At 45.6% G+C, this 24,114-nt stretch carries 22 protein-coding genes; 5 read left to right on the top strand and 17 right to left on the bottom strand.

What is annotated here, in order from left to right; translation table 11 throughout:
- Nucleotides 1–52 precede the first annotated feature (52 nt).
- Nucleotides 53–1,069 (bottom strand): stage VI sporulation protein D, encoded by a 1,017-nt coding sequence (spoVID, locus tag ACTSEZ_RS13645; RefSeq protein WP_369734710.1) that lies wholly within the window; start codon nucleotides 1,067–1,069, stop codon nucleotides 53–55.
- A 158-nt stretch (nucleotides 1,070–1,227) separates the two neighbouring features.
- On the opposite strand from spoVID, the gene ACTSEZ_RS13640 reads away from it, so the two are divergent.
- Together ACTSEZ_RS13640 and ACTSEZ_RS13635 are read left to right on the top strand one after the other, a co-directional pair.
- Nucleotides 1,228–1,416 carry a CsbD family protein gene (locus ACTSEZ_RS13640; RefSeq protein ID WP_029566802.1) on the top strand — a complete coding sequence of 63 codons (189 nt, stop codon included), beginning with the start codon at nucleotides 1,228–1,230 and terminating at the stop codon, nucleotides 1,414–1,416.
- Nucleotides 1,417–1,499: 83 nt separating this feature from the next.
- Nucleotides 1,500–1,667, top strand: a complete 168-nt coding sequence (locus ACTSEZ_RS13635) for a SoxR reducing system RseC family protein (protein WP_139015502.1) — start codon at nucleotides 1,500–1,502, stop codon at nucleotides 1,665–1,667.
- Between the two features lie 39 nt (nucleotides 1,668–1,706).
- On the opposite strand, the gene hemL is transcribed toward ACTSEZ_RS13635, so the two are convergent.
- From hemL to hemA, 6 genes are read right to left on the bottom strand one after another with little or no spacing between them, the layout of a single operon-like run.
- Nucleotides 1,707–2,993: a glutamate-1-semialdehyde 2,1-aminomutase gene (gene hemL / locus ACTSEZ_RS13630; protein WP_369734709.1), complete on the bottom strand. Its 1,287-nt coding sequence runs from the start codon at nucleotides 2,991–2,993 to the stop codon at nucleotides 1,707–1,709.
- A 19-nt stretch (nucleotides 2,994–3,012) separates the two neighbouring features.
- A complete protein-coding gene (hemB, locus tag ACTSEZ_RS13625; RefSeq protein ID WP_369734708.1) occupies nucleotides 3,013–3,993 on the bottom strand; it encodes a porphobilinogen synthase in 981 nt (326 codons plus the stop codon).
- 3 nt (nucleotides 3,994–3,996) lie between these two features.
- Nucleotides 3,997–4,779: a uroporphyrinogen-III synthase gene (locus ACTSEZ_RS13620; protein ID WP_369734707.1), complete on the bottom strand. Its 783-nt coding sequence runs from the start codon at nucleotides 4,777–4,779 to the stop codon at nucleotides 3,997–3,999.
- Nucleotides 4,779–5,711 carry a hydroxymethylbilane synthase gene (hemC, locus tag ACTSEZ_RS13615; RefSeq protein ID WP_369734706.1) on the bottom strand — a complete coding sequence of 311 codons (933 nt, stop codon included), beginning with the start codon at nucleotides 5,709–5,711 and terminating at the stop codon, nucleotides 4,779–4,781. Before hemC ends, ACTSEZ_RS13620 begins: the two co-directional genes overlap by 1 nt.
- 32 nt (nucleotides 5,712–5,743) lie before the next feature.
- Nucleotides 5,744–6,577, bottom strand: a complete 834-nt coding sequence (locus tag ACTSEZ_RS13610) for a cytochrome C assembly family protein (RefSeq protein WP_369734705.1) — start codon at nucleotides 6,575–6,577, stop codon at nucleotides 5,744–5,746.
- Nucleotides 6,578–6,595: 18 nt separating this feature from the next.
- The gene (gene hemA / locus ACTSEZ_RS13605; RefSeq protein WP_369734704.1) at nucleotides 6,596–7,951 is read right to left on the bottom strand and encodes a glutamyl-tRNA reductase; all 1,356 of its coding nucleotides are present in this window, start codon (nucleotides 7,949–7,951) and stop codon (nucleotides 6,596–6,598) included.
- 268 nt (nucleotides 7,952–8,219) lie between these two features.
- Between hemA and ACTSEZ_RS13600 the strand changes: the two genes are divergently transcribed.
- Nucleotides 8,220–8,705 (top strand): LiaI-LiaF-like domain-containing protein, encoded by a 486-nt coding sequence (locus ACTSEZ_RS13600; RefSeq protein WP_369734703.1) that lies wholly within the window; start codon nucleotides 8,220–8,222, stop codon nucleotides 8,703–8,705.
- A gap of 717 nt (nucleotides 8,706–9,422) precedes the next feature.
- Nucleotides 9,423–9,680, top strand: coding sequence for a hypothetical protein (locus tag ACTSEZ_RS13595; RefSeq protein WP_234703411.1), 258 nt, complete (start codon nucleotides 9,423–9,425; stop codon nucleotides 9,678–9,680).
- Between the two features lie 573 nt (nucleotides 9,681–10,253).
- On the opposite strand, the gene ACTSEZ_RS13590 is transcribed toward ACTSEZ_RS13595, so the two are convergent.
- Nucleotides 10,254–10,502 (bottom strand): hypothetical protein, encoded by a 249-nt coding sequence (locus ACTSEZ_RS13590; RefSeq protein ID WP_369734702.1) that lies wholly within the window; start codon nucleotides 10,500–10,502, stop codon nucleotides 10,254–10,256.
- 82 nt (nucleotides 10,503–10,584) lie between these two features.
- Between ACTSEZ_RS13590 and ACTSEZ_RS13585 the strand changes: the two genes are divergently transcribed.
- The gene (locus ACTSEZ_RS13585) at nucleotides 10,585–11,220 is read left to right on the top strand and encodes a hypothetical protein (protein ID WP_369734701.1); all 636 of its coding nucleotides are present in this window, start codon (nucleotides 10,585–10,587) and stop codon (nucleotides 11,218–11,220) included.
- A 38-nt stretch (nucleotides 11,221–11,258) separates the two neighbouring features.
- Here ACTSEZ_RS13585 and yihA read toward each other — a convergent pair whose 3' ends face one another.
- The 9 genes from yihA to leuB form a co-directional block, all read right to left on the bottom strand.
- The gene (gene yihA / locus ACTSEZ_RS13580; protein WP_029279293.1) at nucleotides 11,259–11,846 is read right to left on the bottom strand and encodes a ribosome biogenesis GTP-binding protein YihA/YsxC; all 588 of its coding nucleotides are present in this window, start codon (nucleotides 11,844–11,846) and stop codon (nucleotides 11,259–11,261) included.
- Complete coding sequence (gene lon / locus ACTSEZ_RS13575; protein WP_369734700.1) at nucleotides 11,843–14,167, bottom strand: endopeptidase La; 2,325 nt, start codon at nucleotides 14,165–14,167, stop codon at nucleotides 11,843–11,845. The genes yihA and lon overlap by 4 nt, the downstream gene beginning before the upstream one ends.
- Nucleotides 14,168–14,662: 495 nt before the next feature.
- Complete coding sequence (gene lonB, locus ACTSEZ_RS13570) at nucleotides 14,663–16,321, bottom strand: ATP-dependent protease LonB (protein WP_369734699.1); 1,659 nt, start codon at nucleotides 16,319–16,321, stop codon at nucleotides 14,663–14,665.
- A gap of 271 nt (nucleotides 16,322–16,592) precedes the next feature.
- Complete coding sequence (gene clpX / locus ACTSEZ_RS13565) at nucleotides 16,593–17,858, bottom strand: ATP-dependent protease ATP-binding subunit ClpX (protein WP_029279286.1); 1,266 nt, start codon at nucleotides 17,856–17,858, stop codon at nucleotides 16,593–16,595.
- A gap of 448 nt (nucleotides 17,859–18,306) precedes the next feature.
- Nucleotides 18,307–19,593 carry a trigger factor gene (gene tig / locus ACTSEZ_RS13560; protein WP_369734698.1) on the bottom strand — a complete coding sequence of 429 codons (1,287 nt, stop codon included), beginning with the start codon at nucleotides 19,591–19,593 and terminating at the stop codon, nucleotides 18,307–18,309.
- A gap of 242 nt (nucleotides 19,594–19,835) precedes the next feature.
- Nucleotides 19,836–20,843 carry a tetratricopeptide repeat protein gene (locus ACTSEZ_RS13555; protein ID WP_369734697.1) on the bottom strand — a complete coding sequence of 336 codons (1,008 nt, stop codon included), beginning with the start codon at nucleotides 20,841–20,843 and terminating at the stop codon, nucleotides 19,836–19,838.
- A gap of 71 nt (nucleotides 20,844–20,914) precedes the next feature.
- Entirely contained in the window at nucleotides 20,915–21,502 is a 588-nt protein-coding gene (gene leuD / locus ACTSEZ_RS13550; RefSeq protein ID WP_369734696.1) for a 3-isopropylmalate dehydratase small subunit, read from the bottom strand.
- Nucleotides 21,474–22,913, bottom strand: a complete 1,440-nt coding sequence (gene leuC, locus ACTSEZ_RS13545; RefSeq protein WP_369734695.1) for a 3-isopropylmalate dehydratase large subunit — start codon at nucleotides 22,911–22,913, stop codon at nucleotides 21,474–21,476. The genes leuD and leuC overlap by 29 nt, the downstream gene beginning before the upstream one ends.
- Nucleotides 22,914–22,990: 77 nt before the next feature.
- Nucleotides 22,991–24,103 carry a 3-isopropylmalate dehydrogenase gene (gene leuB, locus ACTSEZ_RS13540; protein ID WP_369734694.1) on the bottom strand — a complete coding sequence of 371 codons (1,113 nt, stop codon included), beginning with the start codon at nucleotides 24,101–24,103 and terminating at the stop codon, nucleotides 22,991–22,993.
- Nucleotides 24,104–24,114: the final 11 nt, after the last annotated feature.

Here is a 24,114-nt window from a genome sequence, read left to right as displayed (position 1 = left end):
ACTTACAAAAAAAACAGCTGAGGAACTCTCCTCCCCAAGCTGCTTTCTTTTCTTAATGAGTATTTGCGTAAACAGGAATGTAGAGTGTCTGGCCTTCATGCACATCTGCGCTTGAATTCAGCTGATTGACTCTGTGCAGCTGCTGAACCGTAATCCTGTATCGGTCGCAAATGCTGTCAATTGTGTCACCCTGCTGGACAAGGCAGATCTTAAGCTTTGTAAACTCCTCTTCTTCATCTCGTTCAAAAAGCTTCGTTAAGTAGAGGGAGTTTTCCGTATGCTTTGGTTCATCCTGCTTTCTTGCTTCTTCTTCTTTTCTTGCTTTCGGACTTTGCTTTTGAGGCGCCTTATACGTTTCCTCATACTGCGGCCTGCTTGCAAAATAAGAAATGTCCGGTGCAGCGGCTTCTTCCTCTGCAGCCTCTTTTTTCACTTCTACATGAAACGGTTCATAAAGATCCGCATGATTCTGGCTGCCTGCATGCGCAAAAGCATCATACTCTTCTACTTGCGTTTCCTCTTCATAAAGTGCCTGAGGTGAGCGGAACAGCGGCTGGAGCTCCGGTTCCTGCTCCTGCTCAAACACATATGCCTGCTCCTGTTCCCGTTCTTCTTCAGCTTCTTCAGCCTCAACAGCCGCATCCCCGCTTGCAATTCCGCTGATTTCAAGGTCAGCTACAAGCCTCAGGTTTCTGCTTTCTGACAGATCATAATCAAAAGATTCAATCGTTACATAAACTTCTTCCAAGTTTCCAATGCGGTTCCTCGGAATCGTGATATCTACAGGAAAACCGTGAACAAGCTGCGATATGCCGTCTTCTCTCGTTTCTACATTGCTGATAAAACGGAGATTGGCATATTCAAATTCCTCTTCGCTATAATCCTCATCTATTTTGTACTCACCCGTAAGCTTAAGCGCACCCCGAATCGAGATGTACTGGTCAAACTCCTGGATGGTGATGTCTGGATCTAATGAGATGGATAACAGCTCACCCACTTCCTGTCCCTTTTGAAACCAAACGGATTCCTCAACAGAGAACCGCAATGATGATTGTTGATCCTGTGACAACTTGAACTCCTCCTTTCAGGTGTCCTTACGAAAATACCTGTGACATTAAAGGAATATGCCGCACGGTGAAGGTTTATGATTTTTTTGATTAAATGCCTGGTTTAAGCTCTGTAAATGCAGGGAACATGAAAGATACAAGAAGAAAGGAGTGTTTGATGATGTCAAAAGATCATGGCATGAGCGACAAAGTAAAAGGCAAGGTAAATCAGGCAAAAGGCGAAGTGAAAGATCAGGTGGGCAATGCAGCAAACAATCCTGAGCTTCAGCGTGAAGGAAAGAAAGACAAACTGAAAGGGAACCTTCAGGAAGGCGCCGGAAAAGCCAAAGAAGGTTCAGCTAAATACTGAGTACATAGAGAACCTGCCGTCTGCAGGTTCTCTTTTTTCCGCCCCATTTGCTATACTAAAAGAAAAACATTCAGGAGATTCGTATGAGACCCCTATTCTTTGTTATCATCGGCGCAATTTTTCTGCTTCAGATTCCGTTGTGGATCACGATCGTATCTGATTTGCTTATGATTGCCGTCGCCATTATTGGACTGACCATTATCCTTGCCAGCAAATGGCTGAGCCGGAAATCAGGATATACACCCAAATAATAAAACCCCCTGCACATTGACGCGCAGGGGGTCTTCATCTTATTTAAGGGCAGCGAATGCTTTATCTGCCGCTGCAATCGTTTTTTCAAGATCTTCATAACTATGGGCAGTAGAAAGGAACAGACCTTCGAACTGTGAAGGCGGCAGAAACACACCTTCATTTGCCATTTCGCGATAGAACTTCGAGAAGTACTCAAGATTGGATGTTTTCGCTTTTTCGAAATTGATGACGTTCTCGTCTGTAAAGAAAAAGCCAATCATTGATCCCGCACGGTTCACTGTAATCGGAATGCTGTGTTTTTCAGCAGCCGCTGTTAATCCTTCTTCAAGGATGTCCGCTTTTCTGCCGAACTCTTTATAAGTATCCGGAGTAAGCTGGCTGAGCGTTGCATAGCCAGCTGTCATCGCAAGAGGGTTTCCGGACAGGGTGCCTGCCTGGTAAATCGGTCCGCTCGGCGCAACCTGTTTCATAATGTCGGCACGGCCGCCGTATGCACCTACAGGAAGTCCACCGCCAATAACCTTTCCGAGGCATGTCAGGTCAGGCGTAACGCCGAAGTAACCTTGAGCACAGCCGTAATCAACCCGGAAGCCTGTCATCACTTCATCAAAGATAAGCAGTGAGCCGTACTCCTGTGTGATGCTGCGCAGGCTTTCGAGGAAGCCTGGAAGCGGAGGAACAACTCCCATGTTTCCTGCAACCGGCTCCACAATCACACCGGCAATGTCATCACCGAACTGTTCAAAGGCGTATTTTACGCTTTCCATGTCGTTGTATGGAACAGTTATCGTGTTCTTGGCTACTCCTTCGGGAACTCCCGGGCTGTCAGGCAGTCCCAGCGTAGCAACGCCTGAACCTGCTTTGATCAGAAGAGAATCCCCGTGTCCGTGATAGCAGCCTTCAAATTTCAAGATCTTGTTTCTTCCAGTAAATCCGCGTGCAAGTCTCAGAGCACTCATCGTTGCTTCTGTTCCCGAACTCACCATCCGGATGATTTCAATAGACGGCACGCGGTCAATCACAAGCTTGGCAAGCTCATTTTCAATTAAAGTCGGAGCCCCGAAGCTTGTACCGGATTCTGTCACCTTTTTAATGGCTTCAACAACAGCGTCATTTGTATGGCCCAAAATTAGCGGTCCCCATGAAAGCACATAATCAATATATTCATTTCCATCAATATCGTAAATTTTAGAGCCTTTTCCACGCTCCATGAAGATAGGATCCATGGCGACTGATTTAAAGGCGCGAACAGGACTGTTCACTCCGCCCGGCATCAGCCCTTGAGCTTCTTCGAAGGCCCTGCCTGATTTTTCATAACTGCGCATTTGACTTCTCCTCCTGCGTTTAGTGTTGTTCCTTCAGCCAGCGTGCACAATCCTTGGCATGATACGTCAAAATCATATCAACACCGGCGCGCTTCATGCTGATCATCATTTCCATCACGATTGCCTTTTCATCGACCCAGCCGTTTTGTGCGGCTGCCTTGATCATGGCATATTCGCCGCTTACGTTATAGGCAACAATCGGCACGTTAAAGTTGTTTTTCACATCGCGGATGATATCAAGGTAAGACAAGGCAGGTTTCACAATCAGGAAGTCCGCCCCTTCCATCATGTCCGATTCTGCTTCTCTGAGTGCTTCAAGACGGTTGGCAGGATCCATCTGATACGTTTTCCGGTCTCCGAACTGGGGAGTGCTGTGGGCAGCATCCCTGAAAGGTCCGTAAAAGGCGCTTGAGTATTTAATTCCGTATGACATAATCGGCACATCTTCAAATCCGGCTTCATCCAGGCCATGGCGGATAGCAGCCACAAACCCGTCCATCATGTTTGAAGGAGCGATGACATCAGCACCCGCTCTTGCCTGGCTGACCGCAGTGCGCGCCAGCAGATCAAGCGTCGGGTCATTGAGGACTTTTCCCTCTTTCACAATTCCGCAGTGGCCGTGGTCTGTATACTGGCAAAGACACGTGTCGGCAATCACAACAAGCTCAGGGAAATTTTCTTTAATCTGTGCAATCGCACGCTGAACAATGCCGTGGTCATGGTAAGCCTGTGTGCCAAGCTCATCCTTTTGATCAGGCACTCCAAAGACGATGACAGATTTTATTCCAAGATCGCTTACCTCCTGCATTTCTGCATTCAGGTAATCAAGCGAAATCTGCTCAACGCCGGGCATTGATTTTACCTCATTGCGTTTTTGCTCGCCTTCTACAACGAAGATCGGATAAATAAAGTCTTCTGCGTGCAGATGTGTTTCGCGGACAAGTGATCTCATGCTGCCTGTGCTTCGCAGTCTGCGGTGTCTTGTAAATTGAATGTCCATAGCTTATTCCTTCCTTTCAGCGTGTGTTTGGATACGGTCAATCATGGCATCGATGGTGTACGGATCTGATACAATGCCGTCATAGCCGTACTTCTTAAGTGTTTTATGTGTAATCGGTCCAATGCTCACAAGCGTAACGCCCTCAAGCAGAGTATCCAGATTTTTGTTTTTCATGACCTTCATGAAGGCATCAACTGTGGATGAGGAGGTAAAGGTAATGTAATCGAGTTTTTGTTCCTGAAGCAGCTGCTCAATCCTGTTTCCATCCTCTATATTATGTATTGTTTCATATAGCGTAAGGTCTGTCACGGAGAAGCCCTTGAGAGTCAATTCTTTCATAAGAATTTCCCTGGCAAGATTCCCCCTGAAGAGATAAACATGCTGGTCATGCCTGATGCTCCCCGCGATTTCTTCAGCCAGCCTTTCTGCTACATACTCCTTCGGCATGATTCTGACTGTATAGCCCCTGTCTTCAATCAGCTGCCTTGTTTTCCGCCCCACGGCGGCAAACGTGCAATCAGACAGGAAATCAGAAGAGATGCCGTGCTCTTTCAGAAAATCAAAAAAGAAAAGCACGCCGTTCATGCTTGTAAAGACAAGGCAGTCCTCCGACTTTATCCCACGGATTTCCTTTTTAAGATTATGTATATCCTTCGCTTTTTCAAAACAAATCAGCGGAGCAGTAACAGGAACTCCGCCGGCTTTTTTAATTTTCGCTGCAAAAGTGGTTGCCTGCGTCTCTTCTCTCGTAATCAGAATGTTCTTTCCTGAGAGACCGCCGGCCATTAAAGGTCAAGCTCCTCTTTCACCTTGTCGATCAGCTGCTTTGCCCCCTGAGCTATCAGTCTTTCAGACACTTCTTTTCCCATGGCTACGGGATCTTTGCCTGTGATTCTTTCTTTATAGATCTCTTTTCCGTCAGGAGAGGCAATCAGTGCGGTAAGCGAAATTTCTTTGTCAAAAGCGACTTCTGCATACCCTGCAATCGGCACCTGGCATCCGCCCTCCATCACGTGAAGGAAGGTGCGCTCTGCCTGTACGGCAAGCTGTGTCGCTTCATCCGTAAAATGGGACAAAAGAGTAAGCAGCTCATGATCGTCTGCACGGCATTCGATGGAAAGCGCGCCCTGGCCGACTGCCGGAACGCAGTCTTTCGCATCAAGAAATTCTGTCACAACGTCCTGGCTCCAGCCCATTCTCGCAAGACCGGCTGCTGCAAGGATGATCGCATCATAATCTTCATGCTGAAGCTTTGCCAGGCGCGTGTCGATATTGCCTCTGATCCACTTGATATCAAGATCAGGCCTCATGGCAAGGAGCTGGGCGCTTCTTCTTAAACTGCTTGTTCCCACCACTGCACCTGCAGGGAGGTCAGCAAGACTGACGTGATTTTTAGAAATAAAAGCATCCCTTGCATCTTCACGGTGCGGAATGCAGCCGATTGTCAGCCCTTCCGGCAGTACAGCCGGCATATCCTTCATGCTGTGAACAGCCATATCAATCTCGCCGTCAAGCATGGCCTGTTCAATCTCTTTTACAAAAAGGCCTTTTCCTCCCACTTTTGAGAGGGTGACATCAAGAATCTGATCGCCCTTTGTCACGATTTCCCGGACTTCAAAGTCAAAAGGCAGCCCGATTTTTTTCAGCTGGTCAATCACCCAATTCGTCTGGGTCAAAGCCAGTTTGCTTCGTCTGGATCCTACAATGATTTTGCGCATAATGAGTTCCTCCAACTAGGATGTATCTTGCATTAAGAGTCCCAAATATGAAACCTTGAAAGGCTTCCGAATAAAAAGAAATTAATTAATAAAATTAAAAAGGCTGCTGCGTTATAATAAGCCACCTGTTTTCCATGCCATTCCTTCACAATCCGGCTGTATAAATAGTAGCCGTACACAAGGAGCATCATGAACGAACCGGTTACCTTCGCGTCGTACCAGTGGAAGTTCGGGATTTTCAGATAGGCCCAGATCGTTCCGAGAATTAAGCTCAGTAACAGCATCGGTACACCAATCACATTTAATACATATGACATGTGATCAAGCTTGGCCAGATCGTCAATCCGAATCAGCTGCTTTCCCCATTTTTTCTTCTTCAGCAAATTGTACTGAATCAAATACAAAATAGAAAAAACGAAAGACAGAGTAAAAGCCCCGTAAGACAGGATGGCCATTGTGATGTGGATAAACAAAAGCTCCGAAATCAGCTGTCCGGAAACCGCTGCCGACTCATATTGTGACGGCGCGAATGTGTGGATGCTCAGCATGATAAATCCGAGCACATTTGTAAAAAAGATGATAAAATCCGCTTTCAAAAAACGGTTTAAGACGACTGACAGCGTCACAAGCACCCACGAATAAAAATAAAGCCCTTCTGATATGTTCAGGACTGGAAATCTGCCGGTTTCAAACATTTGATAAAACAAAAAAATTGTTTGCAGCAGCCAAACAATAGAAAGCAACCAGAAGGCAATTTTGCTGGCCTTCCGGTTGTTATGAATAAAATCTATGAAAAAAAAGAGAACACTGAATGCATAAAGAATAATAATCAGTTCATTTATTCTAGGTAAACTCATTTCTGGCATACATCAAATTCCTCTCACTTACGTTTGAAGTGAAGCTCTTGCCTGCCCAGGCACCGCCTGAGAGCTGCTTAAAGAAACCGAGTTTTCTCTGCGTTTTTGCTCTTCAACTGCTTCTTCAATATCAAAGATCTTCATGAAAAGCTCCAGATTCTGTTCTGCGTCCGAATCAGCAGCAAGCTCTTTAACCTTAAGAATCGGATCGCGGAGCATCTGGTTAATAATGCTTTTTGTGTGCTTGTTCAGAAGCTTCAGTTCACGGTCAGTCAGGTTAGGCATTTTGCGCTCGAGGCTTTGCATCGTTTCCGCCTGAATGCCAAGCGCTTTTTCGCGAAGCGCCGAAATGACAGGAACAACTCCGAGTGTGCCGAGCCATTGCTTGAAAGCGACAATCTCTGCCTCTAGCATCAATCCGATTTCCTCCGCTGCTTTTTGGCGCTCCTGAAGATTGGCGTCCACAATTCCCTGAAGATCGTCAATATCATACAGAAACACACTTTCAAGTTCATCAAGAGCAGGGTCAAGATCACGGGGAACCGCAATATCCACCATAAACAGCGGCTTGCCCTTTCTCATTTTTTCAGCAGGAGCCATCATTTCTTTTGTGATGACAAAATCACTTGAACCGGTTGAGCTGATCAGGATGTCCGCTTCGACCAGCGCGCACTGCAGTTCATTTATCCCTTTTGCATGGCCGCTGAATTTTCTGGCCAGAACCTCTGCTTTTTCAAACGTGCGGTTTACAACCGTCACTTTGCGCACTCCGCTGCCATGAAGGTTCTGTGCAGCAAGCTCGCCCATTTTGCCGGCACCTAGAATAAGGACGTGCTTGTTCGTCAGGTCGCCGAATATTTTCTTCGCAAGTTCAACAGCTGCATAGCTGACAGAAACTGCGTTAGCTCCGATATCAGTCTCAGAGTGTGCTTTTTTGGCAAGCGTCACTGCCTGTTTAAACAGATGGTTAAAAACCGTTCCGATCGTACCTTCTGTTTGTCCGAGCATGAAGCTTGTACGCACCTGGCCGAGAATCTGTGTTTCTCCGAGAACCATTGAATCAAGGCCACATGAAACGCTGAAAAGATGCTCAATGGCACCGTCGTTTTCGTACATGGTCAAAAAAGGAGAAAATGTGTCCTTATCAAGGCCGAACCACTCGGCTAAAAATGCTTTAATATAATAACGGCCAGTATGAAGCTGGTCCACAACTGTATAAATCTCTGTCCGGTTACAAGTCGAAACAATGATGTTTTCAAGAATGCTCTTCTGCTCTTTCAGTGCTTTCATAGCATCTCCGAGTTCATTCGGCTGAAAGGTCAGTTTTTCACGGATTTCGACAGGGGCAGTTTTATAATTTAAGCCTACAGCTAAGATATGCATAATGTCATACACCCCACATACAAGAATTCTACTACTATTATACCATGTCTCGATTTTTTCTCTTTTTACAAATGTGAACAGTTCTTGAAAGCTTGCCGGACTGTGATATCATACTAGATAAACAGCCGGCATGATTCCGCATGATGATGCGGTTTCGTGCTGATTTGTATTTTAAACAGCAAAAGCTGCAGCAAATTCGTCCACCTTGAACAATACCAAAAAAAGTGCTTACAATCAAGGTAATCGTCTTAATTAAGAGGTGACTGAAATGAAAAAATCGACAAACTTTTCTGCCTACGCCCTGCTTGCGATCGGTTTTTACTATGCGCTGGAAACCTTTCAGATCAAGCTATTTGACCAGCAGCAGTCATGGCAGACCCTGCTCATTCTTTTTGGGCTTGCTTTTCTGATCGGAGGCCATTTTGATCAGGATGAAAATGCCATACTTCCCGGCGTCCTGCTTGGAGGACTCGGCGTGCATTTTCTTTGCTTCGGACAGTTTCCCGACTGGCCTGAACACGCGCCTGCCATCACTTTTATCATCGGACTCGGCATCATACTCCGGTCAGCCAAAACGAAAACAGGATCCGTACAAGGAATCATTCTACTCCTGCTCGCCGCATTTCTCCACTTTTTCGACTCGATCATAAACGGGCTTGGATGGGTTGAGCAAGGCGTTCAGGTCGTCCAGAAATTCTGGCCTGTTCTGTTAATTCTTGGCGGTTTTTACTTATTGTTTCTTAAGAAGAAGTAAGTTATGTACGAAAAGCGGAGCCGACCGTTTAGCCCTGACAGGCAGAAAAGAAATCACCGGAAAAGTCCGGGTTTGACTTTTTCGGGGATTTTGTTCTGACGGAAGGGCTGGGAGGCGAAGCTAGACACTAAGAAAAGCGGAATCGCTTGTTTAGCTCCGCAGGACAAAAACAAAACCATCCGTAAAGTCTTCAACTTGCTTTACTGGTGGTTTTTTTGTCATGAGTGACTTTCCTTTATGCTCATTTGTAAATGCTGAAGGGTCATTAACTCCTTGCTTTTAACTCTTCAGGCTGATCCTCAAACGCTGAATGGTCATTTCACTTTTGCTTTTAACCCTTCACGCTCTTCCGCAAGCACTGAACGGTCATTTCACTCCTGCTTTTAACCCTTCATGCTCTTCCGCAAGCACCGAACGGTCATTAGCACCTTACTTTTAACCCTTCATGCTCATCCGTAAGCGCTGAAAGGTCATTTCACTCTTGCTTTTGACCCTTCACACACCTCCGTAAACGCCGAACGGTCATTTCACTCTTGCTTTTGACCCTTCAAACACCTTCGTAAACGCAGAACGGTCATTAGCACCTTGCTTTTGACCTTTAACGAAAGGTCATTTTCCACTTATATCGCTTCGCACCCCCCAATCCAGCCGCGTTTAACCAAACAAGTTCACACTACCATCATCCAACACATATACTAACGTATTACAGAAGGAGAAATGGAGGATTGGATTGTGCCGGTATCTGTCGTATTCAATATGATCAATGTTGTAAGCATGGCTGCAAATTCCATCATTTCTTCGGGGCAGAACAGCCAGCCGGACTGGAATGCCCAGGGGAAATTCAACTCAGGAAACGGGAACTTCATCAATTCGGGTGCAATTGGCTGCACAAATATTATCAACGATCAGGATCTGGCCGATATGGCGATTGCCCAGCCTGAAAATATCAACCCTCAGCCGGTTTCACAAATTTAGATGAAGAGTTTATCTATACAGTTCACCAATATTAATGTGACCTCCCTGTCGGGAAATTCCGGAATTTTCACGGGGACGAATACTCAATATGACTGGACAGTGAGCATGAAGAGCAATTTTGGATTCGGGAAAATCATGGGAGCGAATAACTTGGCCGTAGATACGGTGAATATTATCCATGATGATGATTTTATGGATTCGGATTTCACTCAGAATCAGGGCTCCAATGATCAGCCTGTCTACCAAAGCTGACTGAAAACCACCGCAAACAGTGGTTTTCTTTTTGCTGTGGTCATACTTCATCAGAGATTCTATATACATGTAATAGGGGAAAATAGTGTGCAGAGTTTGAGAGAGGGGCTTGGAATTGGCAAACATCCATTTTCATTCAATAAATGTATACCAGATAAAGCATAGCTCCGGGATGTTTTATGGGGAGAACTTTCAGTACAAATGGACAAATCGATCCGGCGCCCATGAAGGATTTGGACGAGTACGCGGAAATTCCAATACAATTCACCATACAATCACATCGGCGAACGTTCAGAAAAAGAAAACAGACGGTGAACAGAATTAGGGTGCCACGCTTCCTTTGTCCGCCTGCTGAGACCCTTTTTCTTTTTTTACTTGCTCATGCAGGACAAGATGTATCGTATGAGCGATTTCATTTTCATTGCCGGAGACTCTGCCGAAGCCGGAGTGGCAGCCGGCCGCAGTATTCCACTTGACCTGCCTGTTTCTGCCTATAAAAACCCCAGAGTTATTTGCTATTTCAAGAACATTAAGGTCTGAAAAAGAAATTTTAGAGGATCTGATTTTCATTGCATCTGCCTCCATTCAAAATTCCGGTTTGCCTCCTATTTTATTCATCAATCGGGCGAACGTGCTAAAGGGGTGAAACGGTATGACGCTTGAGGAAAAGTCTTTCCTGACACTTCTTCGCAAAATGGAAAAAAGACTGTATGCATTAGAGGAAGCGGTTAACGCTCAAAATCAGAGCCGCCAAACCTTTCACATAGACCGGGTACAAACGATGAATGTCCATGAACTTGTTTACAGGCTTGAAAATGTAGATGTAAAACAAGTAAACGGAACGATGAATATAGGAAATACCTTTCTTTCAAAATCACGTCATCAGCCAAAACGCGAAAAGGACATTTCAATTATCGTCAATGGCAAACACATTCCTTACGAAATAAACGAAAAGAAAAACAGCCAGCCTCTGCCGGATCATAAACAGGCCCTGTCCTCATCTTTTAGAATCGGAGATATACACATCGGCACAGTGGAAGCTGCTTCAGCCGTGAACTTCGGCAATAACTTTCCTTCCAATTTCAAAAACAGCAGCAAGCTGAATCAGGGGTTCGGCAACATCCTCGGAAATGGAAACGATATCCACGATATCTTTTCGCATCAGGATGAACGGGATACGGTTAAAGTTTTCAGCGAGGGTCCTGATCAGCCTCTGCCCGAATGGCTGAAATTGCTGAAAGAGGATCAGAATGATGACACCGATGATGAGAAAGAGGAAGAACAATAAAAAAACCTGTGCAGATCGTTCTGCACAGGTTTTTGCGTTTAGACGCCAGTGTACTGTCTGATGACAGCCCACGATTCTTCTTTGCCGAGCCCTGTTTCGGATGAGAAGCAGATCATCGGGTCTTCAGGGTCTTTGTTCAGCGTTTCTCTTACGACTTTCATGTGTTTTTGCCATTTGCCTTTAGGGATTTTATCTGCCTTTGTAGCAACGACCATAACAGGAATATCATAATGCTTTAAAAACTCGTACATCATGACATCGTCTTTTGACGGTGCGTGGCGCAAATCGACAAGGAGGACGGCTGCACGAAGCTGTCTTCTTTTCGTAAAATACGTTTCGATCATTTTCCCCCAGGCTTCGCGCTCGGTTTTTGAAACCTTTGCATACCCGTAGCCAGGCACATCCACAAAATGCATGATTTCATTGATAATGTAGAAGTTCAGGGTCTGGGTTTTGCCGGGCTTTGATGATGTTCTGGCAAGGTTCTTCCTGTTAAGCAATTTGTTGATAAACGATGATTTTCCTACGTTTGAACGTCCTGCCAGCGCAATTTCAGGTAAATCAAGATCAGGATACTGATCCGGCTTTACTGCACTGATGACGATCTCGGAACTTGTGACTTTCATTTATTCTCTCCCGTTAATGCATGCTGCAGCACTTCATCAAGATGTGATACAGGCACAAAAGTTAATTCACTCCGTACACTTTCCGGAATATCTTCAATATCCCGTTCGTTGTCTTTTGGCAGGATGATTTTCGTCAGTCCTGCACGGTGAGCGCTTAGCGTTTTTTCTTTTAACCCGCCGATCGGCAGCACTCTGCCTCTAAGGGTAATCTCCCCTGTCATGCCTACTTCTTTTCTGACCGGCCGTCCGGTAAGAGCTGAAATTAGGGCAGTTGCCATAGTAATCCCTGCAGATGGCCCATCCTTTGGCACAGCGCCCTCCGGCACATGAATATGAATATCATTTTTTTCGTGAAAATTCTCATCAATGTTCATTTCTTTAGCGCGCGAACGGATAAAGCTGAAGGCTGCCTGTGCAGATTCTTTCATGACATCGCCAAGTTTCCCGGTCAAAATCAGCTTTCCTTTTCCCGGGGAAAGCGACACTTCGATGGAAAGGGTATCTCCGCCGACAGTCGTATAAGCAAGGCCTGTCGCTACTCCGACCTGATCCTCAAGCTCTGCCTGCCCATACCTGAATTTATTCTTGCCAAGATAATCGGACAGGTTTTTGTCTGTGATAATCAATTTCTTTTTCTCTTCGGATACAATTTGCTTCGCAGCTTTTCTGCAGATCGATGCGAGCTGGCGTTCAAGGCTGCGGACTCCTGCCTCGCGCGTATGGTAGCGCACGATGTTTCGGATTGCAGACTCTCTTATTTGAAGGTGGGACTTTTTCAATCCGTGATCTTTCAGCTGCTTTGGCAGCAAATGATCTTTGGCAATATGAATTTTCTCAAGCTCTGTGTATCCGGCGATTGTGATAATTTCCATCCGGTCACGAAGAGGGCCCGGGATTGTGGCCAGATTATTGGCTGTTGCAATGAACATGACCTTTGACAGATCATACGTCTCTTCAATGTAATGATCGCTGAATGTATGATTTTGTTCAGGGTCAAGCACTTCGAGCAGGGCTGAAGAAGGGTCCCCCCTGAAATCGTTGGACATTTTATCGATTTCATCAAGCAAAAAGACCGGATTAATCGTTCCTGCTTTTTTCATGCCCTGAATAATGCGTCCCGGCATTGCTCCTACGTAGGTCCTGCGGTGGCCGCGAATTTCTGACTCATCCCGGACTCCTCCAAGGGAAATACGGACAAAATGCCGGTCAAGGGATTTTGCCACTGATTTCGCAAGGGACGTTTTCCCTACACCGGGTGGTCCTGACAGACAAAGGATCGGGCCTTTAAGCGAATTGGTCAGCTTCTGAACGGCAAGGTATTCCAGCACGCGGTCTTTCACTTTTTCAAGGCCGTAATGGTCCTCATCAAGAATTTTCTCGGCGCGCTTTAGATCAAGACGGTCTTCTGTCGCATTTGACCAAGGCAGTGAAATGAGCCAGTCGAGATAATTGCGGATGACCGAGCTTTCAGCAGAAGTAGAAGGTACTTTTTCGTACCTCTCAAGCTCTTTAAGTGCTGTAAGCTTTACATGGTCAGGCATTCCTGCTTCCTCAATCCTGCTGCTCAGGATGTCCACTTCTCCGGTTTTGCCTTCTTTATCGCCAAGCTCTTTTTGAATGGCTTTCATTTGTTCGCGGAGATAGTATTCCTTTTGCGTCCGTTCCATTGACCTTTTAACACGCTGGCCGATTTTCTTTTCAAGCTGAAGAACTTCTTTTTCATTGTGAATAATCTCAATGACCTTGTTCAGCCGCTCTTTAATGTCCAGGGTTTCAAGAACTTCCTGCTTTTCTTTGAGCTTAAGCGGCAGGTGAGAAGCAATGATGTCAGCCATTCTGCCGGGTTCATCAATATCAGAAACGGTCGAGAGGGTTTCACCGGAGATTTTTTTTGACAGCTTTATGTACTGATCAAAATGATCAAGCAGTGTTCTCATCAGCGCTTCATCTTCAGCATCCTTGCCGTCTCTTTCATCCAAAGGAAGAGCGCTTACTGAAAAATAGTCGCCTTCGTCTGTATATTTGGTCATTTCTCCGCGCTGCATGCCTTCGACCAGAACTCTGATTGTTCCATTTGGAAGCTTCAGCATCTGTTTTATTTTTGTGAGCGTACCTACTTTGAAGATATCCTCTTCAGCAGGTTCATCAATTGAAATATCCCGTTGTGTCGTTAAAAAGATTATGTGATCATCCATCATCGCTTTTTCCAGCGCCTGTACGGATTTTTCGCGTCCTACATCAAGGTGAAGTACCATTGTCGGGTACACTAACAATCCTCTAAGAGGTAGGAGGGGGACGATTTTCTCTTCTTTTTTCGCCAACTTTAAAAGCACCTCCATGACTAAGTATCAATCATTATAATATAAGAGCTTCGTTCTTGTACAATCCTATTCTGCCGGCAGAGTCATCTGTAAAGCATATAGGTTTACCTTATGTAGTATACCCTTTCCGTGACCAGAAGACTAAAGAAATTACTTCTTAATCGCAAATTAGCGTAACTTCAAATCGTACCCGTTCCCTTTCGCTCCAGTCACAAGATTACCGCGGGGAGAACCGGGAGCCTCCTCACTCCGTTTGCGGGGTCTCCCGTGCCCTCTTCATCCTGTAGAAAAGCGGAAGCGCCCGTTTTGCTCCGGCAGTCAGAACAAAATCACCCGAAAAGTCCGGGTTTGACTTTTTGGGGGATTTTGTTCTGACAGAGGAGTTGGGCGCTGCAGCTGGACAAGGAGTCAAGTGCCTTCCGCTGCAGTCCACTGGAATTTTATAGTGAACACGAAAATCCCAGCATATTTTTTCCATAAAAAAACCCCGAGATATTACCCGAGGTCCTGTTTTATAAGTGTAACCGGGGTTTCCTGCTCAGTAGGCGGGTTGACAAGCGCAAGGTCAAAGACTTCCTGCAAATGAGCGACCGGTATAATGCTGATTCCTTCAATGGTCTTTAAGATGGACTGCATGTTTTCAGCCGGAATAATCACGGTTTTTGCCCCTGCAAGCTTGGCTGCTTTAATCTTAGGCACCACTCCGCCTATCGGCTTTACGCTTCCGTGAATGCTGATTTCCCCTGTCATGGCTACTGTGTGATCGACCGGTATTTTATGAATGGCGGAGAAAATTCCGGTAGCCATTGCAATGCCGGCTGATGGTCCGTCAACAGGAATGCCGCCGGGGAAATTAACATGAATGTCATAGTCATTGGCGTTGATGCCCATTGAGCGAAGGACCGTTATGACATTTTCAATGGATCCCTTTGCCATACTTTTTCTTCTGACTGATTTTCCTCTGTCGCCGATGCTTTCTTCTTCAACAATGCCTGTTATGTTTATTGTGCCTTTATCCTTTGCATAAATAACGGTTACCTCGATCTCAAGCAGAGAGCCTGAATTTGGGCCGTGTACAGCAAGGCCGTTTACAAGACCGACCCTCGCGTCTTCATAGATTTTTTTATCATGACGCGGCGTCAGCTGGCTTGAACTGACAACCCATTCAATATCCTGCATGGTGATTTCGCTGCGGTCTTCCGTCATGGCCATCCCGGCTGCAATCTGCATCATATTGACAACTTCGCGCCCGTTCCGCACATAAGACGTCAACGTGGCAATGCTCTTGTCGCTTACGTTCATATTCACTTTTACTGCTGCTTTTTTGGCAACAACGGCCAGTTCCTCTGACTCCAAATCCCTGAAAAAGACTTCAAGGCAGCGTGAGCGGATGGCCGGCGGAATTTCATTCGGTGTTCGTGTTGTCGCACCAATCAGCCGGAAATCAGCAGGCAGCCCATTTTGAAAAATGTCATGAATATGGTTTGGAATTTGTGTGTTTTCTTCACTGTAATAGGCACTCTCCAAAAAGACTTTCCTGTCTTCAAGCACCTTTAAAAGCTTGTTCATTTGGATTGGATGAAGCTCTCCGATTTCATCAATGAACAGCACACCGCCATGTGCATTCGTGACGGCTCCCTGCTTCGGCTGGGGAATCCCCGCTTGTCCCATCGCTCCTGCACCCTGATAAATAGGATCATGAACAGAACCGATTAAAGGATCTGCAATGCCCCTCTCATCAAACCTCGCCGTTGTGGCGTCCAGTTCAATAAATACCGCCGAAGGCTTAAACGGGGACTTGGCATTGCGTCTTGCCTCTTCTAGAACCAATCTCGCAGCCGCGGTTTTCCCCACTCCGGGTGGACCATATATAATCACGTGCTGCGGGTTGGGTCCGCAAAGGGCGGCTTTAAGGGCCTTAATGCCATCCTCCTGCCCCACGATATCTGTAAAGCTTTTAGGACGCACTCTCTCAGATAAAGGCTCTGATAACTTAATTGATCTCATTTTCTTCAGCTGTTCCATTTCTTTTCGTGATTCACGGTCAATTGAAACTTTCTGCGTACGCTGATTTTTTAATAAGTTCCAAAAGTACAAGCCAATGATGACCCCGAAAAAAAGTTGTACAAACAAGGCAATGCCAGTCCAGCTCATAGTGGTCCCTCCTACTGCGATGTCATTTTATCCCGCATAAACGTGCAGTAATCACCCGCCGGCTTTCCTGTCCGCACATGCCCGGTCTGTTCCACTCGTCATCTATTGATGAAAGTTTCACTGTACAAGCTAGTATCTCCGAGGGGTAATTTTAATAAACGTAAATATGCCAACTATAATTGCGCCGTTTATGTATAAAACAAATGAAAACGAAAAAGGAAAAAACACCAAAAACCCCTGGAATCCAAATTCCAGGGGTGAAAAATAAAGGTTATGCAGATGTTTTCGTATCTTCTACGATAACCGTCCCATCTGTCAGCACAAGCTTCGGAGGAACTTTATCTGTTACTGTTTCTGCCGTGATGACACACTTCGTAATGTCGTCGCGGGACGGCAGCTCAAACATTACTTCAAGCATGATTCCCTCGATAATTGAACGGAGTCCGCGTGCGCCTGTTTTGCGTTCAATCGCCTTTTTGGATATTTCCATAAGGGCGTTGTCTTCAAATTCAAGCTCTACGCCGTCAAGATCCAGCATCTTTTGGTACTGCTTGACAAGCGCATTTTTAGGCTTCGTCAAAATTTCAACAAGGGCTTCTTCATCAAGCGGCTGAAGGCTTGCAATTACCGGCAGACGGCCAATGAACTCCGGAATAAGCCCGAAGCGGAGAAGATCCTCCGGAAGAACTTTAGAAAGCAGCATTTTTTGGTCCAGATCGTCATCCTTCTTATCAGAACCGAAGCCGATAACCTTTTGGCCAAGACGGCGTTTTACGATTTGCTCGATGCCGTCAAACGCTCCGCCGCAGATAAAGAGAATGTTTGTTGTATCAATCTGGATGAATTCCTGATGAGGGTGCTTGCGTCCGCCCTGCGGCGGAACACTTGCAACGGTTCCTTCAAGAATTTTAAGAAGAGCCTGCTGTACACCTTCACCTGACACATCGCGTGTGATGGACGGGTTTTCGGATTTGCGGGCCACTTTATCGATTTCATCGATATAGATGATCCCTTTTTCAGCCTTTTCTACATCATAATCAGCAGCCTGGATCAGTTTCAGAAGGATGTTTTCAACATCTTCCCCTACATATCCGGCTTCTGTAAGCGATGTTGCATCGGCGATGGCAAACGGTACATTCAGGATGCGCGCCAGAGTCTGGGCAAGAAGGGTTTTACCGCTTCCTGTAGGCCCGATCATGGCGATGTTGCTTTTTGAAAGCTCAACTTCATCAATTTTGCTGTTGGAGTTGATGCGTTTATAGTGGTTATAAACCGCAACTGCCAGGCTTTTCTTCGCCTGTTCCTGACCGATGACATATTCGTCAAGAATTTCACGAATCTCCTTCGGCTTTGGAACATCCTTAAATTCTACTTCTTCCTCTGTTCCAAGCTCCTCTTCAACGATTTCTGTGCACAGCTCTATGCACTCGTCACATATATAGACACCCGGTCCAGCAACTAATTTACGGACTTGGTCTTGTGTTTTACCGCAAAACGAACACTTAAGCTGACCTTTTTCGTCGTTAAATTTAAACATGTCTTCACCCCTTATTTCTTTGTATCATCAGCGGGCCACACCTTTACCTGCCGGGACAGCAGCATCATGGATGCTTATCCTCAGGCAGAAAGGAGATGGGGATGACGATTGCGCAACTGACTTGCCGCAAGAAGCGGAAAAAGTCTGAAAAAATTGGTATGTATTGCATTGTACCATAAGTATGTAGACTACTGGAAATAAAACAGCTTTACCTAAAAGAGGAGTATATTATAGTATTCGCTCTTTCCGGCCAAAATCCTTGCTGGGGTAAAAAATGAGTTCATTTCTTACCTCTATATGTATGTAGCATGCAGTAATTATATAGTACCCAAAGAGCGGAAAAATAAATCCGGCTGAGCACATCGATTTGCGCTGCAGCGGATCATAGCTCTTTATTTTGCAAAACAAGGCACGAATGAACTCGCGCCTTGTTTCTTTTTTATCATTATTAAGCTGCTTCTTTGCTGTTTTCAACAAGGAAGTCGATTGCTTTGCGTACTTTAAGATCTTCTTTCAGTCCTTCAAGAGATCCAAGAGCCTGCTTGATGTTTTCAACCGGCATGTTGTACATTTCTGCCATCTTAGCAATTTCAGCTTCCACTTCTTCATCAGTAGCTTCGATGTTTTCAGCTTTTGCGATTGCTTCAAGAGTCAGATTGTACTTCACGCGTTTAGATGCATCTTCTTTCATTTGTTCTTTAAGTGCATCCTCATCCTGGCCTGAGAACTGGAAGTAAAGTTCAAGGTTCATGCCTTGAGCTTGAAGACGCTGTTCAAACTCTTGCATCATGCGGTTTACTTCATTGTCGATCAGCACTTGAGGGATATCAACTTCTGCATTGTCAGAAGCTTTGTCAACAAGTGTGTCGCGAAGAGTATTTTCAGCTTCAGCTTTTTTAGCTTCTTCCAGGCGTGTTCTTGTTTTAGCTTTAAGAGCTTCAAGGCTTTCAACTTCTTCGTCCACATCTTTAGCGAACTCATCGTCAAGAGCAGGAAGTTCTTTCGCTTTGATTTCGTGAAGCTTCACTTTGAATGTTGCAGGCTTTCCTGCAAGGTTTTCAGCGTGATATTCTTCAGGGAATGTTACTTCAACATCCTTTTCGCCGCCAGCTTCCAAACCTACAAGCTGATCTTCAAAGCCAGGGATGAATGAACCTGAGCCGATTTCAAGCGTGTAGTTTTCAGCAGTGCCGCCTTCGAATGCTTCGCCGTCAGCGAATCCTTCGAAATCAATAACAACTGTGTCGCCGTTTTCAACAGTGCCTTCTTCTTTTACAACTAGCTCTGCGTGACGCTCTTGAAGTGTTTTAAGTTCTGCATCAACATCTTCATCAGATACAGATGCGTCCATTTTTTCAACTTCAAGGCCTTTGTATTCGCCAAGTTTCACTTCAGGCTTTACAACAACTTTAGCAGTGAAAATAAGGTTTTTGCCTTTTTCAATTTGCTCAACGTCAATCTCCGGACGGTCAATTGGGTCGATTCCAGCTTCTTCAACCGCTTGAGGATAAACCTCAGGAAGAAGGATGTCAAGAGCATCCTGGTAAAGTGATTCGATGCCAAAGCGCTGTTCAAACATTGCGCGAGGCACTTTTCCTTTACGGAATCCAGGTATATTTACTTGCTTTGATACTTTTTTGAATGCTTCGTCAAGGGCTTTGCCGAACTTTTCAGCTTCAACTTCTACTGTAAGAACGCCTTGGTTGCCCTCAAGCTTTTCCCATTTTGCAGACATTAGTTTCCCTCCAAAAAATCTATTTGAAATAGTGACATAATCTAGGTTAGGTTTTGACAGAGGATCCCTGTCCATTGTTGACAAACAGATTCTCTGCTATACCCCTATGTAGATGACTTACTAAATCGTCCAGTGTATGGCTGATGTCTGCACGCACAGGGATCTGTTCCCTCATGTACGGCTGATCATCAATTTACAACCATTTTATTATAACATAGAAAAAATTCCTTTCAACATATACGTTAGATTTGCAAATAAGAAATTTCTTCTATTTCGTAGATTTTTTTCACAGCCTGCACTAGCTCATCCTGCACGATATCATATGAATCACATACCTCTTCTGCAGGTGCCGAGATCCCGTGCATCTCATAGCCTGTATAATGAAGGGCTGCGGCCCAGAGCCTTGCTTCTGACGGTTCCGGCAAAAATGGAAACAGCACATACAGGTGCCTGATCCAGATTTCTTTCACCGCTTCATAAAGCGACGGGTTTTCCTGTCCGAGGATATCATCAAGGGCATTCAGCACTTTTTTCGTAAAAGGCATCTCGGATAAGTCCTCGAGCTCTGAAGGAACAACCGCCATCATATGGCCGAATTTTGCAACTTTCACTTCTTTTGCAGTCTCATTTTCCATGAGGAGATGCAGAATCATGGACTGTACGACAGGATGGCTTTCAGGATTCTTCAGAATCATCTGCAGCTTCTGCATATGCCTTGATACATTCCGGTCCTTAAGCGACTGTACATAAGCTACCTGCTGGTTAATCGTATCAAGCAGAAGTTTAGGTTCTTCGGGTTCGTCTTCATCATCGTCCTCTTCAAAAATGGACCCTTCATCTTCATTCATTTTCCTGCTGAAATCAAGAAGCTTATAAAAATGCTCCGCCTGATCATGAGGAAGATGATTCTCCTGAAGGACAGCCTCGATTGTCTGCTGCACTTCTTCGTACTGTCTCAGCTGAATTAAGATGGTCAAGTAGACCTGCAGGACCGTAAAATAGTCCCCGATATCTTCATGAAGCATTCTTTTGCAGACCGTCTTTGCTTCATTCAAATCGCCAAGCTCCATCAGACAGAGCGCAATGCCGAGATGAATTTCCGCCCTGTCCTCGCCAAGCTCAAGCACTTCATAAAAGAGAGGCAGTGCCTCTTTGAACCGTTTATTTTTTAAAGCGTCCAGTCCTTTATCAACCAAGCGCTCACTTAAGTTAGGGAATGGAATGACTTTTCTCTGTTTCTTCTCGCTCATTCAATCATCTCCGCTGTGCATTTGCCTTCAAGTGTACCAATGGAAATTAAAGAACACAAGAAAAGCCTGGATTATCTTAACCAGGCTTTTCTTGTGTTTTCGTAATTTGAAATCTGCTCTTCATACATAAAGGTGAGGGAAATTTCATCATGTCCGTTTAAAAGCATATCCTTCCAGTATGGATCAATGTCAAAATGGCAAAGAACGTCTTCACCTTCTCGGATTTCCTGCTTTTCCAGATCGACCGTACACTCGAAGGCTCCCTTTTCAACCAGCTGCTGATGAATCTTTTCTTCTATTTTAATAGGAAGAAGACCGTTCTTCAGACAGTTCTGATGGAAAATGTCGGCGAATGAAGGCGCAATAATCACTCTGAAGCCGAAGTCTGAAAGCGCCCACGGAGCATGCTCTCTTGAAGATCCGCATCCGAAGTTCTCCCCTGCAATCAGAACGCTTGCCCCCTTTGCCTCAGGCTTGTTTAATTCAAATTCTGGATTTTCGGTATGATCGCTTGTATAGCGCCAGTCAAAAAATGCGAAGCGTCCGTATCCAGTGCGTTCAATTCGTTTCAGAAACTGTTTGGGGATAATCTGATCGGTGTCCACATTTGATCTGTTCAGTACCGCCGTTTTACCCTTGTGCACTTGAAATGCTTCCACTTGCAGCCCCTCCTATCCATTCTCTTACATCAACAAATTTCCCGTTAAGCGCGGCTGCTGCAGCCATTGCAGGACTGACAAGGTGCGTTCTTGCCCCTTTTCCCTGACGGCCTTCAAAGTTCCGGTTGGAGGTAGAAGCACAGCGCTTTCCTTCCGGCACGACATCATCATTCATGCTCAGGCACATACTGCACCCTGATTCCCGCCACTCAAAGCCTGCTTCTTTAAAAGTATGGTGAAGCCCTTCCGCTTCCGCCTGGAGCTTTACATTTTGAGAACCGGGAACTACGATTGCCCTTACGGAAGGTTTTACTTTATGGCCTCTGATTACTTCTGCCGCCTGACGCAGGTCTGTGAGTCTTGAGTTTGTGCAGGAGCCAATAAAGACATAGTCTACTTCTATCTCTTTTATAGCTGTATCCGGCTCTAGGCCCATATAGAAATAGGCCCGCTCTGCCTCCTGTTTTTCCTCCTGTTTTGAGAACATGCCTGTGTTAGGCACTCTCTCATCTATCGACACAGCCATTCCGGGATTTGTTCCCCATGTGACCATCGGGGCAATGTCAGATGCCAAAACGATAATCTGATCATCATATTCCGCACCCGGGTCACTGTGGAGTGTTCGCCAGTATGCAACAGCTTCTTCAAATTCCTCTCCCTTTGGAGCGTAAGGTCTTCCCTCAATATACTTGAACGTTGTTTCATCAGGTGCAATCAGTCCAGCTCTGGCGCCGGCTTCAATTGACATGTTGCAGACCGTCATTCTCTCATCCATCGACATATTTTCAATGGCTTCACCTGTAAATTCGATCACATACCCTGTGCCGAATCTCACTCCGAAGGAACCGATAATGGAGAGAATGACATCTTTAGCCGTCACGCCTTTTTTCAGGGATCCCTTTATGTGAACATTTAATGTTTTCGGCTTCTGCTGCCAAAGCGTTTGAGTGGCCAGGACATGTTCCACTTCACTCGTTCCAATGCCGAATGCAAGAGCTCCGAAAGCTCCGTGTGTTGATGTATGGCTGTCCCCGCATACGATGGTTTTGCCGGGCAGAGTCAGGCCAAGCTCTGGTCCGATGACGTGAACAATTCCCTGATCTGAGCTGTTAAGATCAGCAAGCCTGATGCCGAATTCTCTGCAGTTTGTTTCAAGGGCGCTCACCTGAAGCCGCGCTGTTTCGTCTTTTATTTCAAACCTGTTGACGGTTGGAATGTTATGATCCATTGTAGCAAAGGTGTTTTCAGGCTTTCTCACCTTTCTCCCGTTTTGTCTTAAGCCTTCAAACGCCTGGGGAGACGTTACTTCATGAATCAGGTGCAAATCAATATATAATAGATCAGGCTGATGATCTTTTCTGTATACTACGTGATCATCCCAAATTTTTTCGACGATTGTTCTTGCTTTCAAGACTGATACCTCCCTGCACGTATTTATATAGAAGGAAAAGAGGGGCGCTTTTCATCGAAATGAAAAGCGCCGGTTTTTTATGCGTAAGCTTCCATAATGTTAAAGATGGCGTGGTCGTCAGCCAATGCAGCTTTCACTTCTTCAACCAGAGCCGTTGTAGACAGAGGAGCTTCTCCTTTTTTCGCAAGGTCTGCTGTGCGCTTACCTGAATCAAGCACATGTTTTACGGCATTTTCAACGGCTTCTGCCTCTTCATTCATACCAAAGGAGTGTCTGAGCATCATCGCGGCTGATAAAATCATGGCCACCGGATTTGCTTTATCTTCTCCTGCAATGTCAGGTGCAGAACCATGGACCGGTTCATACAGATGAAGGCCTGATGAGCTTAAGCTCGCGGATGGCAGCATGCCGAGCGAGCCCGTCAGCATCGAAGCTTCGTCACTTAAAATGTCGCCGAACATGTTCTCTGTTACGATGACATCAAACTGTTTAGGATTATGAATGAGGGCCATGGCTGCATGATCGACAAGCATGTGCTGCAGTTCAACATCAGGATACCTTGCAGCTACCTCTTCAGCGACTTCCCTCCACATTCGGCTCGATTCTAAAACATTGGCCTTATCAACTGACGTCACCTTTTTCTGCCTGCCCAGGGCAAGCTCAAATGCCTGTTCAATGATCCGCACCATCTCATCACGCTTATAAAAAAGGGTATCAACAACCGTCTCTTCACCGCCATCAACCTTGCGCTCGCTCGGTTTTCCAAAGTAAAGACCGCCCGTAAGCTCCCTTACAATCATGAAGTCGACGCCTTCCACAAACTCCCGCTTCAAAGGGGAAGAATCAAGGAGGCTTTCTACTGTCTCCACAGGACGGAGATTCGCATACAGATCAAGCTCCTTCCTGAGAGCCAGAAGCCCCCTTTCAGGCCTTAAATGCGAAGGATTCTGATCCCATTTCGGACCTCCTACAGATCCAAGCAGAACTGCGTCCGCCTCTTTGCACATGTTGAGCGTTTGTTCAGGAAGCGGAGAATTGGTTTCATCAATTGCCGCCCCGCCGATCAGTCCATACTGAAAGTGAAAACGATGGTAGTAATGCTCTTCAATGGCTTTCAGAATCTCTACAGCACCGTTCATCACTTCTAATCCGATGCCGTCTCCCGGCAATAATGCAATTTTCTTCTCCATTTTTTCTGCCT

This window comes from Metabacillus mesotrionivorans (assembly GCF_052171315.1).
In the GTDB taxonomy this organism is placed as follows: Bacteria; Bacillota; Bacilli; order Bacillales; family Bacillaceae; genus Bacillus_P.
The sequence above is the reverse complement of the archived record's forward strand: the minus strand, read 5'-3'. Positions and strand labels throughout refer to the sequence as shown.